General features: G+C 60.2%; 15 protein-coding genes, 1 other RNA gene and 2 pseudogenes. 9 read left to right on the forward strand and 9 right to left on the reverse strand.

Features of this window, described 5'->3' with window-relative positions; all coding sequences use genetic code 11:
- Nucleotides 1-136: 136 nt before the first annotated feature.
- The 5 genes from J1777_RS06305 to gyrA form a co-directional block, all read right to left on the reverse strand.
- Nucleotides 137-2,179 carry a bifunctional 3-phosphoshikimate 1-carboxyvinyltransferase/cytidylate kinase gene (locus J1777_RS06305; RefSeq protein ID WP_207574971.1) on the reverse strand — a complete coding sequence of 681 codons (2,043 nt, stop codon included), beginning with the start codon at nucleotides 2,177-2,179 and terminating at the stop codon, nucleotides 137-139.
- 4 nt (nucleotides 2,180-2,183) lie between these two features.
- Complete coding sequence (locus J1777_RS06310) at nucleotides 2,184-3,056, reverse strand: prephenate dehydrogenase (protein ID WP_207574972.1); 873 nt, start codon at nucleotides 3,054-3,056, stop codon at nucleotides 2,184-2,186.
- A gap of 28 nt (nucleotides 3,057-3,084) precedes the next feature.
- Nucleotides 3,085-4,185, reverse strand: coding sequence for a prephenate dehydratase (gene pheA, locus J1777_RS06315; RefSeq protein WP_207574973.1), 1,101 nt, complete (start codon nucleotides 4,183-4,185; stop codon nucleotides 3,085-3,087).
- Between the two features lie 108 nt (nucleotides 4,186-4,293).
- Nucleotides 4,294-5,400 (reverse strand): 3-phosphoserine/phosphohydroxythreonine transaminase, encoded by a 1,107-nt coding sequence (gene serC, locus J1777_RS06320; RefSeq protein ID WP_207574974.1) that lies wholly within the window; start codon nucleotides 5,398-5,400, stop codon nucleotides 4,294-4,296.
- Nucleotides 5,401-5,457: 57 nt separating this feature from the next.
- Nucleotides 5,458-8,211 carry a DNA gyrase subunit A gene (gene gyrA, locus J1777_RS06325; protein WP_207574975.1) on the reverse strand — a complete coding sequence of 918 codons (2,754 nt, stop codon included), beginning with the start codon at nucleotides 8,209-8,211 and terminating at the stop codon, nucleotides 5,458-5,460.
- A 232-nt stretch (nucleotides 8,212-8,443) separates the two neighbouring features.
- On the opposite strand from gyrA, the gene ompA reads away from it, so the two are divergent.
- The 7 genes from ompA (at nucleotide 8,444) to J1777_RS06360 (ending at nucleotide 12,231) form a co-directional block, all read left to right on the forward strand.
- On the forward strand, nucleotides 8,444-9,046 hold the full coding sequence (ompA, locus tag J1777_RS06330; protein WP_207574976.1) for an outer membrane protein OmpA: 603 nt from the start codon (nucleotides 8,444-8,446) through the stop codon (nucleotides 9,044-9,046).
- 79 nt (nucleotides 9,047-9,125) lie between these two features.
- Nucleotides 9,126-9,842 (forward strand): bifunctional 2-polyprenyl-6-hydroxyphenol methylase/3-demethylubiquinol 3-O-methyltransferase UbiG, encoded by a 717-nt coding sequence (gene ubiG / locus J1777_RS06335; RefSeq protein ID WP_207574977.1) that lies wholly within the window; start codon nucleotides 9,126-9,128, stop codon nucleotides 9,840-9,842.
- Nucleotides 9,839-10,510 carry a phosphoglycolate phosphatase gene (gph, locus tag J1777_RS06340; RefSeq protein WP_207574978.1) on the forward strand — a complete coding sequence of 224 codons (672 nt, stop codon included), beginning with the start codon at nucleotides 9,839-9,841 and terminating at the stop codon, nucleotides 10,508-10,510. Before ubiG ends, gph begins: the two co-directional genes overlap by 4 nt.
- A gap of 13 nt (nucleotides 10,511-10,523) precedes the next feature.
- Nucleotides 10,524-10,901, forward strand: a transfer-messenger RNA (tmRNA) gene (gene ssrA, locus J1777_RS06345).
- A gap of 308 nt (nucleotides 10,902-11,209) precedes the next feature.
- On the forward strand, nucleotides 11,210-11,503 hold the full coding sequence (locus J1777_RS06350) for a type II toxin-antitoxin system TacA family antitoxin (RefSeq protein ID WP_150094976.1): 294 nt from the start codon (nucleotides 11,210-11,212) through the stop codon (nucleotides 11,501-11,503).
- A complete protein-coding gene (locus tag J1777_RS06355) occupies nucleotides 11,500-12,000 on the forward strand; it encodes a GNAT family N-acetyltransferase (protein ID WP_207574979.1) in 501 nt (166 codons plus the stop codon). Before J1777_RS06350 ends, J1777_RS06355 begins: the two co-directional genes overlap by 4 nt.
- Before the next feature lie 3 nt (nucleotides 12,001-12,003).
- A complete protein-coding gene (locus tag J1777_RS06360) occupies nucleotides 12,004-12,231 on the forward strand; it encodes a hypothetical protein (RefSeq protein ID WP_207574980.1) in 228 nt (75 codons plus the stop codon).
- Nucleotides 12,232-12,236: 5 nt separating this feature from the next.
- Here J1777_RS06360 and J1777_RS06365 read toward each other — a convergent pair.
- Nucleotides 12,237-12,689, reverse strand: a pseudogene (locus tag J1777_RS06365) (hypothetical protein).
- Nucleotides 12,686-13,333: a recombinase family protein gene (locus J1777_RS06370; protein ID WP_242700422.1), complete on the reverse strand. Its 648-nt coding sequence runs from the start codon at nucleotides 13,331-13,333 to the stop codon at nucleotides 12,686-12,688. Before J1777_RS06370 ends, J1777_RS06365 begins: the two are co-directional and overlap by 4 nt.
- A 75-nt stretch (nucleotides 13,334-13,408) precedes the next feature.
- Here J1777_RS06370 and J1777_RS06375 point away from each other — a divergent pair.
- Nucleotides 13,409-13,513: pseudogene (locus tag J1777_RS06375) on the forward strand (transposase); the annotation flags it as partial.
- Nucleotides 13,514-13,568: 55 nt separating this feature from the next.
- Nucleotides 13,569-14,525 (forward strand): restriction endonuclease subunit S, encoded by a 957-nt coding sequence (locus J1777_RS06380; protein WP_242700423.1) that lies wholly within the window; start codon nucleotides 13,569-13,571, stop codon nucleotides 14,523-14,525.
- 99 nt (nucleotides 14,526-14,624) lie between these two features.
- Here the strand turns inward: J1777_RS06380 and J1777_RS06385 are convergent, their stop codons facing one another.
- Complete coding sequence (locus tag J1777_RS06385; protein WP_207574982.1) at nucleotides 14,625-15,278, reverse strand: protein-methionine-sulfoxide reductase heme-binding subunit MsrQ; 654 nt, start codon at nucleotides 15,276-15,278, stop codon at nucleotides 14,625-14,627.
- A gap of 35 nt (nucleotides 15,279-15,313) precedes the next feature.
- Nucleotides 15,314-16,309 carry a protein-methionine-sulfoxide reductase catalytic subunit MsrP gene (gene msrP, locus J1777_RS06390; protein ID WP_207574983.1) on the reverse strand — a complete coding sequence of 332 codons (996 nt, stop codon included), beginning with the start codon at nucleotides 16,307-16,309 and terminating at the stop codon, nucleotides 15,314-15,316.
- Between the last annotated feature and the right edge of the window lie 63 nt (nucleotides 16,310-16,372).

Below are 16,372 nucleotides of genomic sequence, written 5' to 3' on the forward strand. Positions count from 1 at the left end.
GTTTTTAAGGCTGCCCGCGATCGGGGTGCAGAAAAAGATCTGCGGGTTAAAAGTGAAAAACCGCAACGGGTTGGCCGCTGTGTGACAGCGTTGGCCAACCCCGTGCGGGCGTGGTCTTGAGCAGCAGCGCTGGGCGTTATGGGCGCTGGGCGGCTGCAAAAGGCTGGCGTTGCTCCCACCAGGCCAGCACCTGCTGCACGGCTTGTTCAATCGTGCGTTCGGCGTGGTTGTCCCAGTGCAAAGCATCCTCGGCGGGCTTTAAGGGCGCTGCGCTGCGCTGCATATCGCGGGCATCGCGCGCCTGAAGGTCTGCCAAAAGGTCGGCAATATTAGCAGAAAGACCTTTATCTATCAACTGTTTAAAGCGCCTTTCTGCACGGCATTGAGCGCTGGCGCTCAAGTACACCTTCAGCGCTGCATCGGGGAAGATGACCGTGCCCATGTCGCGCCCGTCGGCCACCAGGCCAGGCAAGCGGCGAAAATCGCGCTGCAATTGTAGTAGCGCTTGGCGCACAGCAGGAAAGGCTGAAACGCGTGAAGCATTCATACCAGCGGCTTCGGTGCGAATGGCCAGGCTGATGTCTTCGGCCCCGAGGAGTACGCGCTGGTCCGGGGTAAAAACAATGTGCAGTGTGGCGACCAGATCGGCAATTTGCTGGGCGTGCGCCGCTTCCAAAGGAATGCCGGCCCGGGTGGCGGCCAAGCCGGCAATGCGGTAGAGCGCCCCCGAGTCGAGCAAGGCAAACCCCAGACGCTGGGCCACCAAACTGGCCACCGTGCCTTTGCCCGAGGCGGTGGGGCCATCAATGCAGATGACCGGGGCCGGGACGCTGGGCTGCACCAGGGTGAACAGGGCCTCAAAATAATCGGGGAAGGTTTTGGCCACGCATTGGGGGTCTTCAATGCGCACGGGCAGGCCCGCCGGATTAAAGGCCGCAAGCGAAAAGCACATGGCCACGCGGTGGTCGTCGTAGGTGTGGATGCTGGCGGCTTGCCAGTCTTGCACCGACGCCGGGGGGGTGATGCGGATGAAGTCGGCCCCTTCTTCCACCGTAGCACCCAATTTGCGCAGTTCGCAGGCCATGGCGGCGATGCGGTCGGTCTCTTTGACGCGCCAGCTGGCGATGTTGCGCAAGGTGGTGGTGCCATCGGCGTACAAGGCCATGGCGGCCAGGGTCATGGCCGCGTCGGGGATGTGGTTGCAATCGAGATCAATGGCTTTGAGTGGCCACGCGCCCCGCTGCACTTGCAGCCAATTGGGGCCGCCGGTGACCACCGCGCCCATGGCTTGGGCGGCTTCAGCGAAGCGGATGTCGCCCTGGATCGAGTCCAGCCCAACGCCTTCGATTTTGATGCTTTTTTGGCCATTATCGCCCGTGGCTATTGCGCCTAATGCTATGAAATAGCTGGCCGATGAGGCATCTGCCTCGACATGAATGGCTCCGGGCGATTGGTAGTGGCTGCCCGCTGGGATGACAAAGCGCTGCCAGCCGTGGTTTTCCACGCGGATGCCAAAACGCGCCAGCAATTCCAGGGTGATGTGGATGTAGGGCTTGGAAATCAGCTCTCCTTGCACGTCGATGGTGATGGCTTGCGTGCGTGCCAGCAGGGGCAGTGCCATGAGCAGCGAGGTCAAAAACTGGCTGGAGACATCGCCGCGCACGCGGATGGGTGCAGCCAAATGGGCGGCAAAGTCGGGGTGGCCGATTTTCAGCGGCGGGTAGCCTGGGGTGCCCAGGTAGTCAATCTGGCAGCCCAATTGGCGCAGGGCATCGACCAGATCGCCAATGGGGCGCTCATACATGCGCGCGATGCCGGTCATTTCAAACTGACCGCCCAGCACCGCCAAGGCGGCCGTCAAGGGGCGCATGGCGGTGCCGGCGTTGCCTAAAAACAGCGTGGCTGCGGCATCGGCCGGCAACGCACCGCCCAGTCCGGTGATGTGCAATGGCTGGCCCGGTGTGACTTGGCCGGGGGTGATGGTGCAGCCCAGGGCGTGCAGGGCATCAAGCATGACCCGCGTGTCGTCCGAGTCGAGCAGGTCGTGCAGCACGGTGGTGCCGTGGCTGAGTGCGGCCAGCAAAAGGACGCGGTTGGAGATGCTTTTGGAGCCGGGCAGCTGCACGCAGCCGTGGGCGCTGGCCAGGTGGGGCAGGTCAAGAAATGCGGTGGTAAACATGCCGTTAGTCTTTTTTCGGGGCCGCAAAGCATTGGCTGCGGGCGGCGCTGGCGTGCTCGATCATGCTTTCGAGGGCGGCGGTGTCGTTGGCTTGCAAGGCGGCTTCAAAAGCCTGCAAGGCGTGGCGGTAGTGCTGCAGCTGGCTGAGCACTTCTTCCTGGTTGGCGTGCAGAATGTCGCGCCACACTTTGGCATCGGCAGCGGCAATGCGGGTGAAATCTTTGAACCCGGGGCCGGCCAGCTGCAGGTAATCCTCGCCATGCAGTTGCCCGGTGATGCTGTGCATCATGGCAAAGGCCAACAGGTGGGGCAGGTGGCTGACGGCGGCAAAGGCCGCATCGTGCGCCTGCGGGCTCATGGTGCTGACCTCGCAGCCCAGGGCCAACCACAGCAGCTGGGCTTTGTGCAGTTGGGCGGTCAAGGTGCGCTCAGTGGGCGTGATGACCACTTTGGCCCCCCGGTACAGATTGGCATCGGCGTGCTCAACCCCGGCCAACTCTTTGCCGGTAATGGGGTGGGCGGGAATAAAGCTGCCCAAGCGTGACCCCAGGGCGCTGCGCGCGGCGCTGACGACATCGGCTTTGGTGGAGCCGACATCCATGACCAGCATTTGCGGGGTGATCAAGTGCTTGATGGATTTGAGGGTGCGCTCGGTGGCCGCAACCGGTACGGCCAGCAAAACGATGTCGGCCCCGGCCACGGCCAGCAGGGCCGAGGGCGCTTCAACATCGATCACGCCCATTTTGCGGGCGCGTTCGGTGGTGGAGGGTGATTTGCTGTAGCCGACCACGCGCTTGACCAAGCCGGCTTGCTTCAAGGCCAGCGCAAACGAGCCGCCCATCAAGCCGCAGCCAATCAAACCCAGTTGTTCAAACATTGGTGTCTTCCTTTACGCATTGCGCCGTTCAGGCCGCCACCGGGTAGGTGCCCAGTTGTTTGTAGAAGGCGCTCAGGTGCTGCAGCTCTTGCAGTGCCTGGGCGACATGGGGGTGGGCAGGGTGGCCTTCGATGTCGATGTAAAAGTAATACTCCCACTGGCCGGTGCGCGCCGGGCGCGATTCAAAACGCGTCATCGAAACGCCGTGCTTTTTCAGTGGCACCAATAAATCATGGACGGCACCGGGGCGATTGGGCACCGAGATGATCAGGCTGGTGCAGTCTTTGGCCGACGGCGCAGGCGTGGGCAGGGTGTGCGGCAGGCAAATGATGGCAAAGCGCGTGCGGTTGTAAGCCTGGTCCTGGATGGCGTGGCTGACGATGTGCAGGCCAAACTGCTGCGCTGCGCGCTCACCGGCAATGGCGGCCCAGCCAGGGTGCAAGGCGGCCAGGCGGGCCCCTTCTGCATTGCTCTCGACCGGGCGGCGCTCGGCATCGGGCAGGTGCTTGGACAGCCAAGCTTGGCATTGCGCCAGCGCTTGGGGGTGGGCGACGACGACCTCGATGTCTTGCAGGCTGTTGGTCGAGCGCATCAGGTTGTGGCGCACCAGCAGGCTGACCTCGCCCACGATGTGGCAAGGGGTGTGCAGCAGCATGTCGAGCGAGCGGGTGACCACGCCCTCGGTGGAGTTTTCAATGCCCACCACGCCGTACTGGGCACTGCCGGCGGCGGTGGCATGAAACACCTCTTCAAAGCTGTTGCAGTACATGAAGTTGGCCGCGCCGCCAAAGTATTCGATGGCCGCCTGCTCGCAAAAAGTGCCCTCCGGCCCGAGCACCGCCACGCGCTGGGGCGACTCCAGGGCCAGGCAGGCGGACATGATTTCGCGCCAGATGGCGGCCACATGCGTGCCTTTGAGCGGCCCGGGGTTGGCAGTTTTGATCTTCTCAATCACCTGGGCCACGCGGTCGGGGCGAAAGAAGGTGGAGCCTTCGCGCTTCTTCACCTCGCCCACCTGCTCGGCCACACGGGCACGCTGGTTGAGCAGGTGCAGCAGCTGGTGATCGAGGCTGTCAATTTGGTCGCGCAACTGGGCCAATTCGGGGCTGGCTTGGGGGGTGATGCTCATGGTGTCTCTTTTGTTATAGCTGTTAGCGCTGATAAATAGGCGTTTTATGGGCTGATTGACTGTGAAAGCAGCTATTTATCAGCGCAAATAGCTTCTGTAATGAAGGTTTTAAGCGCTGGTGCGCTCGAACTCTTGCATAAAGGCAATCAGGGCCTGCACGCCTGCCATGGGCATGGCGTTGTAGAGGCTGGCGCGCATGCCGCCCACCGATTTGTGGCCTTTGAGCTGCAGCAGCCCGGCGGCTTTGGCACCGGCCAGAAAGGCTTCGTTGCGGCTGGCATCGCGCAGCTGGAAGGGGATGTTCATGCGCGAGCGCCAGGCCGGGTCGATGGCATTGACGTACAGCTGCGAGCCGTCCACATAGTCATAAAAGCGCTGGGCCTTGGCGATGTTGCGCTGCTCCATGGCGGCGATGCCGGTCAGCTCGCCCTCGCGCTGGCGCTTGAGCCACTGAAAGGTCAGACCCGCCATGTAGATGCCCCAGGTTGGCGGGGTGTTGAACATGGAGTGGTTGTCGGCCACGGTTTTAAAGTCAAACGCGCTGGGCGTAATCGGCAGGGCGTGGCCCAGCAGGTCTTCGCGCACGACCACGATGGTCAGCCCTGCGGGGCCGATGTTTTTCTGCGCCCCGCCAAAGGCCAGGCCAACGCGGCTCCAATCCACCGGGCGCGAGGCGACGTGCGAGGAAAAATCAATCACCAGCGGCGCATCGCAGCCCAGGGCTCGCAGGTCGGGCAGTTCGTGAAATTCCACGCCGTCAATGGTTTCATTGCTGCAAATGTGAACGTAGGCCGGGTTGCTGGACAGCTGCCAGTCCTTTGGGGCCACGGGGCGGGTAAAGCCGCTGTCCTTGCCGCTGGCGGCCAAGTGTGGCTGCGCGTATTTGGCCGCCTCTTTGAAGGATTTTTGGCTCCAGCTACCGGTCACGACAAAGTCCACCACGCCAGCGCGCGAGAGGTTCATGGGCACGATGGCGTTTTCGGCAATGCCGCCGCCTTGCATGAACAGGATTTTGAAGTGGGCCGGAATGGCCAACAGTTCGCGCACATCGGCTTCAGCGGTTTCGTAGATGCTGATGAACTCTTTGCCCCGGTGGCTCATCTCCATCACACCCATGCCGCAGCCATGCCAATCGAGCATTTCTGCAGCCGCTTGCTGCAAGACTTCTTCAGGGATGGCGGCGGGGCCAGCAGAAAAGTTAAAGGGGCGGTTCATTTTTATCAGATCAAAAGTGGTTAAAACCTAGGTGGTGCAAGCGCAAAGTGCTCTTATTTATTCTTCAGCCGTAGTCTCGGGGCTGCCTGCCGCACTGTTGCTTTGGGTGGTGTCAGCATCTGCCTGGGCATCGCTGCCTGCATCGCTTTCAACATCGTTTTCGGCATCGTTCACGGCATCATTTTCCGCAATGCGCTGCAAACCGGAGAGCTTGGCCCCTGCGTCCAAATTCATCAGCGTCACGCCCTGGGTGGCGCGGCCCATTTCACGGATTTCGGCCACGCGGGTGCGCACCAGCACGCCGGTGTCGGTAATCAGCATGATTTCATCCTCGGGGGCGACCAAGGTGGCGGCGACCACTTTGCCGTTGCGCTCGGACTGCTGGATGGCAATCATCCCCTTGGTGCCCCGGCCGTGGCGCGTGTATTCGCGGATGTGGGTGCGCTTGCCGTAGCCGTTTTCGGTGGCGGTCAGCACGCTTTGGGCGTTGCTGTCGGGCGAGGTAGCGTCGAGGGTGTCTGGCGTGGCCGGCACTTCTTCGCTGGCATCGGCCACCAGCAGGGCGATGACGCTTTGGCCTTCGTCAATATTCATGCCGCGCACGCCCCGGGCATTGCGGCCCATGGGGCGCACATCGTTTTCGTCAAAGCGCACGGCCTTGCCACCGTCGCTGAACAGCATCACATCGTGCTTGCCGTCGGTCAGCGCCGCGCCAATCAGGTAGTCGCCTTCGTCCAAGCCGACGGCGATGATGCCCACCTTGCGCGGGTTGGAAAATTCGGACAGCGCCGTTTTCTTCACCGTGCCCATGCTGGTGGCCATGAAGATGTAGTGGTCTTCCGGGAAGTTGCGCATCTCGCCGGTCAGCGGCAGCACCACGTTGATTTTTTCGCCTTCCTGCAGCGGGAACATGTTCACGATGGGCCGCCCGCGCGAGTTGCGCGAACCGGCGGGCACTTCCCACACCTTGAGCCAGTACAGCCGCCCCCGGTTGGAGAAGCACAAAATCCAGTCGTGCGTGTTGGCGATAAAGAGCTGGTCGATCCAGTCATCCTCTTTGGTTGCCGTGGCCTGCTTGCCGCGCCCGCCACGCTTTTGCGCGCGGTATTCGCTCAACGGCTGGCTCTTGATGTAGCCGGTGTGGCTAAGGGTGACCACCATGTCGGTGGGCGTGATCAGGTCTTCGGTCGAGAGGTCTTGCGCACTGTGCTCGATGGTGGAGCGGCGCGCGCCCAGCTTGGTTTGGCCAAACTCGGTTTTCAGCGCAGTCAGCTCATCGCCGATGATGGTGGAGACACGCCCAGGCTTGGCCAAGATGTCCAGCAAGTCTTCAATGACCGCCATGATGTCTTTGTATTCGGCGACGATTTTGTCCTGCTCCAGGCCAGTCAGGCGCTGCAGGCGCATTTGCAAAATCTCTTGCGCTTGGGTGTCGGACAGGCGGTACAGACCATCGTCTTGCATGCCCAATTCTGCTTCCAAGCCTTCCGGGCGGTAATCGTCAGCATTGACCACGCCGCCATCCGTGTTGGTGCGGGTCAGCATCTCGCGCACCAGCTGGCTGTCCCAACGCCGGTTCATCAGCTCGGCTTTGGCCACAGGGGGCGTGGGGGCATTGCGGATGATGGCGATGAAGTCGTCAATATTGGCCAGCGCCACCGCCAAGCCTTCCAGCACATGGCCACGCTCGCGGGCTTTGCGCAGCTCAAATACGGTGCGGCGGGTGACCACTTCGCGGCGATGCTGCAGGAAAACGGAGATCAAGTCCTTCAAATTGCACAGGCGCGGCTGGCCGTCGATCAGGGCCACCATGTTCATGCCGAAGGTGTCTTGCAGCTGCGTTTGTTTGTACAGATTGTTCAGCACCACTTCGGGCACTTCGCCGCGCTTGAGCTCAATCACCAGGCGCATACCGGATTTGTCCGATTCGTCCTGGATGTGGCTGATGCCTTCGAGCTTTTTCTCGTGCACCAGCTCGGCCATGCGCTCTTGCAGCGTTTTTTTATTCACCTGGTAGGGCAGCTCATCGACGATGATGGCCTGGCGCTGGCCCCGGTCAATGTCCTCGAAGTGCACCTTGGCCCGCATCACCACGCGGCCACGGCCGGTGCGGTAGCCGTCCTTGACACCCTGAATACCGTAAATGATCCCGGCGGTAGGGAAGTCTGGGGCGGGAATGATTTCCATCAGCTCGTCAATCGATGCCTCTGGCGTGTGCAGTAGGTGCAGGCAAGCATCGACCACTTCATTCAAGTTGTGCGGCGGAATGTTGGTGGCCATCCCCACCGCAATACCCGAGCTGCCATTGACCAGCAGGCTGGGCAAGCGGGCGGGCAACACCAGGGGCTCGTTTTCGCTGCCGTCGTAGTTGGGGCCAAAGTCCACGGTCTGTTTGTCGATGTCGGCCAGCATTTCGTGGGCAATTTTCGACAGGCGAATTTCCGTGTAACGCATCGCTGCCGCGTTATCACCATCGACCGAGCCGAAGTTGCCCTGGCCATCGACCAGCATGTGGCGCAGCGAAAAATCCTGCGCCATGCGCACGATGGTGTCGTACACCGCTGTGTCGCCGTGCGGGTGGTATTTACCAATCACGTCACCGACGATACGTGCCGATTTTTTGTACGGGCGATTCCAATCGTTGTTCAGCTCGTGCATGGCAAACAGCACCCGCCGATGCACCGGTTTTAAGCCGTCGCGTGCATCGGGCAGGGCCCGCCCCACAATCACACTCATGGCGTAGTCGAGGTAGCTGCGGCGCATCTCCTCTTCAAGGCTGATCGGTAGGGTTTCTTTGGCAAACTGGGTCATGGACGGCTTCTAGTTATGCTGAGGCAGCGAAACAGTTAATTCTAGAGGGAATAGACTGTTGCTGGAGGGCCACACATTTTTAAGAATGTTTAAGCGCTGGGCATTTACCGCCAGCTGGCATCTGTATTTTTAGGCATCGTGTGGCACAATTCCAAACAGCGCTCGCTAGTGGTGGTCATTGGCGACGTTTACGAATTTCGCGAATAGCGGCTTTATCCCAAAGAGGAGAATCATGAAGAAACTCAACAAAGTGGCGATTTTGTTTGCTGGTGCAGCCCTGGCTACGGCCGCTGGCGCTCAGTCCATCGATAACTGGAAAAACGGCACCAACGAACTGGTCTGGAAAAACGGTACCAATGAATTGTGCTGGCGCGATGCCAACTGGACACCTGCTACAGCCGCTCCTGGCTGCGATGGTGCACTGCAAGTTGCCGCTGCCCCAGCAGCTGCACCTGCTGCTGCCGCTGCGCCTGTCGCTGCTGCTTCCAAAGTGACTTTTGCTGCTGATGCGTTCTTTGACTTTGACAAGGCTGTTCTCAAGCCCGCAGGCAAAGCCAAGCTGGACGAAGTGGCCAACAAAATTGGTGGCATCAACCTGGAAGTGATCATTGCTGTGGGGCACACTGACTCGGTTGGCTCGGATGCTTACAACCAAAAACTGTCTGTGCGTCGCGCTGAAGCTGTGAAAGCCTACTTGGTGAACAAAGGCGTTGATAAAGCACGCGTGTACACCGAAGGCAAGGGAGAATCCCAGCCTGTGGCCGACAACAAGACCAAAGAAGGTCGTGCAAAAAATCGTCGCGTAGAAATCGAAGTGGTTGGCACTGCCAAGTAATAACCCCTATGATTCGCTAAAAAAGCCCCGGTAACGGGGCTTTTTTTTATCATCTTTAAGCTGTTTTTTTAGTCCTGCCATGACTGCACCTATGAATGTTGATCCCGCTGAATTAGAGAAATTTTCTGCCTTAGCCCATCACTGGTGGGATCCAGAAAGTGAATTTAAACCACTGCACCAAATGAATCCTTTGCGCTTAGGGTGGATTGATCAAATTGCAGGGCTGAAGGATAAAAAAATAGTGGATATTGGCTGCGGCGGCGGTATTTTGGCCGATGCCATGGCACGTAGCGGTGCAGCAGAAGTGCTGGGCGTTGATCTGGCCAAAAAATCCTTGCAAGTAGCACAACTGCATGCACTAGAAGCAGGTACCCCGCACATTGCGTATCGCGAGATTTCTGCAGAGGCTTTGGCTGCCGAGCAACCTGCCGCTTTTGACATTGTGACCTGCATGGAAATGTTGGAGCACGTACCTGATCCAGCATCCGTGGTTCATGCCTGCGCCAATTTGGTCAAGCCGGGAGGCTGGGTATTTTTCTCAACATTAAATAGAAATTTGAAATCATTTGGCTTAGCCATTGTGGCCGCAGAATATATTTTAAAAATGCTTCCTACAGGCACCCATGAATATCAGAAATTTTTACGACCTAGCGAACTGACGCGATTTTGTCGAGAGGCTGGTTTGGACGTTAAAGCCAGCTCTGGCTTGCAGTACAACCCTTTGACAGGTCGTTATTGGTTAAGCCAAGACTGCAGCGTTAATTATTTATTGGCAGCACAGCGCCCCGTCGTATGAGTCGTTGGAGAAATATTCAAGCCGTCCTGTTCGATTTGGACGGTACCTTGCTCGATAGTGCCCCAGACTTAGCAGCGGCAGCAAATGCGTTGCGCATTCAGCGACAGCTGCTCCCACTTCCCTTGGCTCACTACCGGCCCTTTGTAGGCACCGGGGCACGTGGCATGCTTCGCTTAGCCTTGGGTATCCAGGAAACCGATCCTGAGTTTTGTGATTTAAAGGAAGCATTTTTTCAAGCGTATGAAGCTTGCATGGGCGCACATTCCAGAATTTTTCCTGGGGTGCCAGAAGTGTTGCAAGGCGTGGAGAAAAACTGCCAATCTTGGGGAATTGTCACCAACAAGATAGAACGTTTTACCAAGCCTATCGTGCAAGCAGATGAATTACTGTCTAAAAACCAAGTTCTAGTGTGTGGCGATACCACGGCTTTTAGCAAGCCACACCCAGCCCCATTGTTGGCGGCGGCCAGCACTTTGCGAGTTGATCCTGGCGCTTGCATTTATGTAGGTGATGATGAGCGCGATATCCAAGCAGCAAAAGCGGCTGGAATGAGGGCCATCGCTGCAAGCTATGGTTATTTGGGCGATGCGCATGATGTCCGTTGCTGGCAGCCTGATGCGATCATTGATTCACCTCAAGGGCTACTCAATTTACTGGATTTCCATTAGAATAGCCGTCTAAGGGGCTGCCCTGGTTTCGACGTGGGTTCGGGATCGGTACGGTGCATGTCGAGCTTGAGTGACGCTCGTAAATCTCCATTCACAAAAGTAACTGCAAACGACGAACGTTTCGCACTCGCCGCTTAAATCCGGTGAGCCTTGCAACAGCACGCTGATGGGCTGGGCAAGGGGGTAGCAATACCTCCAGGCTGCAAGGGAATTCACATCAGCTGGCTTGGTACCGGGCACCTTGGTATTGAGCAAGATTTAAGGGTGCTGGCCTTGCCTGCAGCGTGTGTCTGCGCGGCTTGCAAGGTGAGACTCAAATCAGAACACTAAACATGTAGATCTGGCCGACGAAGGCTTGCGGACGCGGGTTCAATTCCCGCCAGCTCCACCAAATTGAAGGGCTCGGATAATCTCCGGGCCCTTTTTCTTGCCTGAAATCCCCGCGCCATGCGGGGTCCCGGCCATCCGTGCTGCGGGTGGCCATCAGCCGAAACGCCCGAAATCGGCCACTTTCTCCACCAGACCCGTCTCTATTCTCCGTTTGGCCTGCAGGTAGGCGCAGTTCTTTCTATTACAAAATCAACAACTTACGCGCGGTGATTCATCGTCAACCAAGGCGACCGGTCACCAGTGCAACTAGACAGTGTGCGTCATTTGTACTAACATTGCGGCAATTGATCTAACAAAAGAGGTGCTGCCATGACTGCCGTCGCATCGTCGCCTTCCGCCCGCTCGGCCCGACTTGGGCTGCGCGCCACCCCCGAACAGGAGGTGGTGCTGCGCCGTGCCGCCGAGGTGGCCCACAAGTCGCTGACCGACTTCATCCTCGACAGCGCGTGCCTGGCCGCCGAGCAAACCCTGCTGGACCAACGATTGTTCATGGTCTCGGGTAGCCAGTACCAGGCCCTGATGGATCTGCTGGATCGCCCCGAACAGGCCAACGAGGGTTTGCGCGACCTATTTGCCCGTAAGGCGCCCTGGGACACGAAGTGACGTTGCGCGCACCGGAGCCGCTGGCCGCGCAGCATCGGCTGGAAGGTTTTGATTGCGGCAAGCCCGCGTTGAATGACTGGCTGTTGCGCCACGCCCGCCAGGCGCAGGGCAGCGGCTCGGCCAAGACCTTTGTCGTTGCCGAGGACGATGGCCGCGTGGCGGGCTACTTCAGTCTGACCGTGGGACAAGTCGACACGCTGGAAGCGCCAGAGCGCATCCGCAAGGGGATGGGGCAGTACCCATTGCCAGTTGTGATTCTGGCGCGGCTCGCTGTCTCGGTAGCGGATCAGGGGCGAGGCATCGGCTTCGGTTTGCTGCAGGATGCGATTCGCCGCACGATGCTGATTGCCGAGCAGGCCGGCATCCGCGCCATGCTGACCCATCCCCTCGATGAAGAAGCGGCGAGGTTCTACACCCGGTTCGGGTTCATCGCGTCACCGCTGCGCGATCAGCAATTGCTACTGCTCTTGAAGGACGCCCGTCGCTGGGTCCGCTGAACTATGACCATCGAATCACTGCCCACTTTCACCAAGCCAGCCCGCCAGCGCTGGGAGTCCATCCCTGCCGACATCCGCCAGCGACTGCTGTCCAACGTCTGGTGTGGCCAGTGCCGTCACGAAACCACGATCACCAATTTCAGCGGCACCATCAAGGGTGGCGACTTGCTGCTGGTGGGCAAGTGCGCCGAATGCCACGGTGATGTGGCACGGGTGATCGAGGGTTCGTAACCCGGTCAGGCATCAAACCCCGCCACCACCGCCCGCTGTGCCACCCAGTCGGTCGGCAGCGGATTGCGCTGGAACCACAGCAGGCTCATGCACCGGGGCTGTTGGCCAGCCAAGATGGCCTGGATGATGGCAGGCTGAAGCAGTGTCAGCCGCAGCAGTTCGTTGACCGTCTAGTGGTGCAGGCCTTCGCGCTGGGCGATGTCGCTGCCACTGCCCACCACGCCGTCGTCGAGCAGTTGCTGCCAGTAGAAAGCCCGCGTCAGTGCCACCAGCAGGGGCTGGTCGATTTGGGTGACCACTTTGCCCGGCGCGTCGAGCTGGCCGTCCGGCCGCACCACCACCTTGCTGCCGCCTCGCTTCCTGATCTTCAGCGGGATGAAGGTGGACAGTTTCACCTGCCCGCCATCCCGGCGTTCGCGGGCGATGGCTGCGCCCAGTGGCTGCACTTTGGGTTTCATACGGTTTCCTCCATCTCCTGCAATTCCGCACCGATGGTGCCGGGCAGCAACTCTCCAGCCAGTTCCTGCCAGCCCTGATCGCGCCAGATGATTTCCAACCCGCTGTCGGCAATCACCACGCGATCGATCAGCAATTGCGCCAGTCGGCACTGCTCCGCTGGAAACAGCTCCTGCCACAGACTGGCAAGATTCCGCATCGGCAACACGATCTGCGGTTCGGTGAGGTCAGGCCGGATGTGCTGCATTCGGTCCCACACCGATTGCACGATGTGCGTGGTCGACAGCACCGCCACGATTTGCTCGGTCACCAGTTCTTCAACTGGCACCGCAGGCAACGGCCCGTGCTGACTGGCCCATGCGCCAAAGCGCCGGTGTTTGATCGGGCTGTAGTAGCGGTAGGTCTTACCTTTCTTCTTGGTGTAGCTGGGTACCAGCCGTTCGCCATCAGACGTGAACAGCAGGCCTCGCAGCAGCACCGGTTCGCTCTGGCGGTCGTTGGTTTCGCGCCGCCGTTCGATGCCATCGGTGGCGATCAATGCGTGCGCGGCGTCCCACTGCGCCTGGCTGATGATGGCCTGGTGCTGGCCAGGGAAGCTTTGCCCTTTGTGGACGATCTCGCCCAGGTACATCCGGTTGTGCAGCATCTTGTAGTGACCTGCCCCCTCACAGCCGTACCAGCCGAATGGAAGTGAGGTCCGTCAACCTGGAGAATGACGGATATGAAGAAGAGTCGATTCACGGAGCAGCAGATCATTGGGTTCTTGAAGCAGGCCGAGTCAGGCCTGCCAGTCAGGGATTTCTGCCGCCAAGGCGGGTTCAGCGAGCCTGACCTGCCCCCTCGCCGAACAATCCCGCATCGTCACCCGCGTCGAAGAACTCATGCGCCTGTGCGATGCACTGGAGGCCAAGGGCCAGCTGGAGGCCACGCAGCACGCCCAACTGCTCAGCACCCTGCTGGGCACGCTGACTGCCAGCGCCACGCCCGAAGAACTGGCCGATAACTGGCAGCGCGTGGCCCAGCACTTTGACCTGCTGCTGGACCGCCCCCAGGCCATCGACGCGCTGGAGCAAACCCTGCTGCAACTCGCAGTGCGCGGCCTGCTGGTGCCGCAAGACCCAGCCGATGAACCCGCCAGCGTGCTGCTGCAAAAGATTCGGGCGCAGAAAGACCGGCTGATTGCCGAGGGCAAGATTAAAAAAGACAAGCCGCTGGCGGCGATTGCGGACGAGGAAAAACCGTTTGCGTTGCCGGTGGGGTGGGAGTGGCAATCGTTGGCAGAGATTGGTACCTGGGCAATCGGTTCAGGGTTCCCTCACGAGGCTCAAGGACGTGAAGGGCTGCCGATCTTATTCGCCAAAGTAAGCGACATGAACTTGCCTGGGAATGAGCTGGAGATTGTCAGAACCAATCACACGATTGATGACAAAACGGTAGAAAGACTGCGTATCAACGTCCACCAGTCAGGCACAGTCATATTCCCCAAAATTGGCGGCGCTATTGCTACAAATAAGCGACGCATCCTAGTTCGACCCACAGCCATCGATAACAACTGTTTGGGTATCACACCGTCGGCGGCGATGAGCACTAGCTATTTGTTCCTGCTTTTGTCTTCAATCGATTTCACGGTTTATCAAGCTGGTACGTCTGTGCCAGCCCTGAGCCAGGGAACTCTCGGTCAAATTCCAGTTGGGTTGCCCCCCCTCGCCGAACAATCCCGCATCGTTACCCGCGTCACGCAATTGCGCAGCCTGTGCTTTGAGCTGCGCCAGCGCCTGGCCGAGCGCGAGGCAGTGCAGGCGCGCCTGGCGGAGGCGCTGGTGCAGCAAGTGGCCTAAGAACGTGTTCACGATCTCCTCATGGGTGTGCGGGCGCGGAAATCATGAACACGTTCTAAGCCACAGCACACCGCACCGGGCTTATGCCAAGCCCTGTCTTTACGCCCTGCCCCGCGTGCGCCGCGACCGGATGCGCCACCCCTGCAGCGCAGCCACGATGGCGGCGTACACCGCCACCTCGGCCCATTGGTTTTTGCCCAGGCGCATCCAGTAAAAGTGCAGCAGTGCCAGCCACGCTGCGGCGTGGATGCTGTGGTGCAAGCGTTGCCATTGTTGTGCCCCCAGCAGTTGCAAAGCACGCTTTGGGGAGGTCAAGGCCAGCGCCAGCAGCAGCAGCACGGCCAGCGCACCCACCAGGATGAAGGGGCGTTGCAGCACATCATCCAGGGCCAGCGCCCATTGCCAGCCCATGTCCAGCCACAGGTAGCACAGGGCATGGATGGCTGCATAGAAAAACGCAAACAGGCCGATCAGGCGGCGCATGCGTGCCAGGGCGGGCAGGCCCAGCGCTTGGCGCAACGGTGTGATGGCCAAGGCCAGGCACAGGCCGCGCAAGGCCCAGTCGCCGGTGCTGCGCAGCAAAGCTTCGGCGGGGTTGGCCCCTAGTTGCTGGGTGAACAGGGCCACCACCAGCCAGGCCAGTGGGGCCAGGCACAGGCACCACACCACGGGTTTGGCAGCGCGGTGCAGCAGCAGGGGGTGTACCAGGGGGTGCAGGAAGCTTGGGGGGCGGGTCGGGATGGGATGGGCCATGCGATACCTGGGTGGCTTAGATCGTGAACACGTTCTTAGTAGTAGCGCTTCAAATCCATGCCGGTATAGAGCGAGCCGACTTGCTCGGCGTAGCCGTTGAATAGCTCCGTGGCGCGTTTGGGGGCCAGCAGGCCACCTTGGCCAATGACGCGTTCGCTGGCCTGGCTCCAGCGGCGGTGGGGTACGCCGGGGTTTACGTTGGCATAAAAGCCGTATTCGTGGGGCGCTGCTTTAACCCACGCGGTGGCCGGCATGTGCTCGACCAGGCGGATGGCGACCAGGCTTTTGGCGTTTTTGAAACCATATTTCCATGGCACCACCAAGCGCACCGGGGCACCGTTTTGGTTGGGCAGGACGCGGCCATACATGCCAAAGGCCAGCAGGGTCAGGGGGTGCAGGGCTTCGTCCAGGCGCAAGCCTTCGGTGTAGGGCCAGTCCAGGCCGCCACGGCGCAGGCCGGGCATGTGCTCGGGGTCGGCTTGGGTGACAAATTCGACAAATTTTGCGCTGCCCAGGGGTTGCACTTGTTTGAGCAATGCGGCCAGCGAGTAGCCTACCCAGGGGATGACCATGCTCCAGCCTTCGACGCAGCGCAGGCGGTAGATGCGCTCTTCCATGGGCTGCAGGCGCAGCAGGTCTTCCAGCGCCCAGGTGCCCGGTTTTTGCACCAGGCCCTCAACGCGTACGCTCCAGGGGCGGGTTGGCATCGCGGGGGCGTAGCGGGCGGGGTCGGCCTTGTCGTAGCCAAATTCATAAAAGTTGTTGTAGCTGGTGGCATCGTCCCAGGGGGTGGGCTTGGCGGCCAGCTGCGTGCCGGGCACGGTGGAGGCTTTGCCGGGCAGGGCGGCGAGTTTGTCCATGGCTGCGGGTGCGGCCATGGCTTCGCGCGCTGCCCAGGGGCTGAGGCTGGCGGTGGCGCTGGTGGCTGCCAGCAGCTGCAGCAGGCGGCGGCGTTCGGCAAAGATGTGTTGCGGGGTAATCGCGCTGGCGGCGGGTTGGGGAAACCAGGGGGTACCGGAATGTTTGCGCATGAAAACTCCTTCGCCAAGATAGACCAAAGGCTGCCAGTGTGCAGCCTTTGGTACTGGGCAGAG

Source organism: Comamonas denitrificans, assembly GCF_017368815.1.
Lineage (GTDB): Bacteria > Pseudomonadota > Gammaproteobacteria > Burkholderiales > Burkholderiaceae_C > Comamonas > Comamonas denitrificans.

Bases quoted from the DNA above. Each gene is read 5' to 3' on its own strand.
- J1777_RS06380 (WP_242700423.1), top strand. From the start codon at position 13,569: ATGCGCCTGTGCGATGCACTGGAGGCCAAGGGCCAGCTGGAGGCCACG.
- pheA (WP_207574973.1), bottom strand. From the start codon at position 4,185: ATGAGCATCACCCCCCAAGCCAGCCCCGAATTGGCCCAGTTGCGCGAC.
- J1777_RS06350 (WP_150094976.1), top strand. From the start codon at position 11,210: ATGACTGCCGTCGCATCGTCGCCTTCCGCCCGCTCGGCCCGACTTGGG.
- J1777_RS06305 (WP_207574971.1), bottom strand. From the start codon at position 2,179: ATGTTTACCACCGCATTTCTTGACCTGCCCCACCTGGCCAGCGCCCAC.
- J1777_RS06370 (WP_242700422.1), bottom strand. From the start codon at position 13,333: ATGCTGCACAACCGGATGTACCTGGGCGAGATCGTCCACAAAGGGCAA.
- msrP (WP_207574983.1), bottom strand. From the start codon at position 16,309: ATGCGCAAACATTCCGGTACCCCCTGGTTTCCCCAACCCGCCGCCAGC.
- J1777_RS06385 (WP_207574982.1), bottom strand. From the start codon at position 15,278: ATGGCCCATCCCATCCCGACCCGCCCCCCAAGCTTCCTGCACCCCCTG.
- ubiG (WP_207574977.1), top strand. From the start codon at position 9,126: ATGACTGCACCTATGAATGTTGATCCCGCTGAATTAGAGAAATTTTCT.
- serC (WP_207574974.1), bottom strand. From the start codon at position 5,400: ATGAACCGCCCCTTTAACTTTTCTGCTGGCCCCGCCGCCATCCCTGAA.
- gyrA (WP_207574975.1), bottom strand. From the start codon at position 8,211: ATGACCCAGTTTGCCAAAGAAACCCTACCGATCAGCCTTGAAGAGGAG.
- J1777_RS06310 (WP_207574972.1), bottom strand. From the start codon at position 3,056: ATGTTTGAACAACTGGGTTTGATTGGCTGCGGCTTGATGGGCGGCTCG.
- J1777_RS06360 (WP_207574980.1), top strand. From the start codon at position 12,004: ATGACCATCGAATCACTGCCCACTTTCACCAAGCCAGCCCGCCAGCGC.
- gph (WP_207574978.1), top strand. From the start codon at position 9,839: ATGAGTCGTTGGAGAAATATTCAAGCCGTCCTGTTCGATTTGGACGGT.
- ompA (WP_207574976.1), top strand. From the start codon at position 8,444: ATGAAGAAACTCAACAAAGTGGCGATTTTGTTTGCTGGTGCAGCCCTG.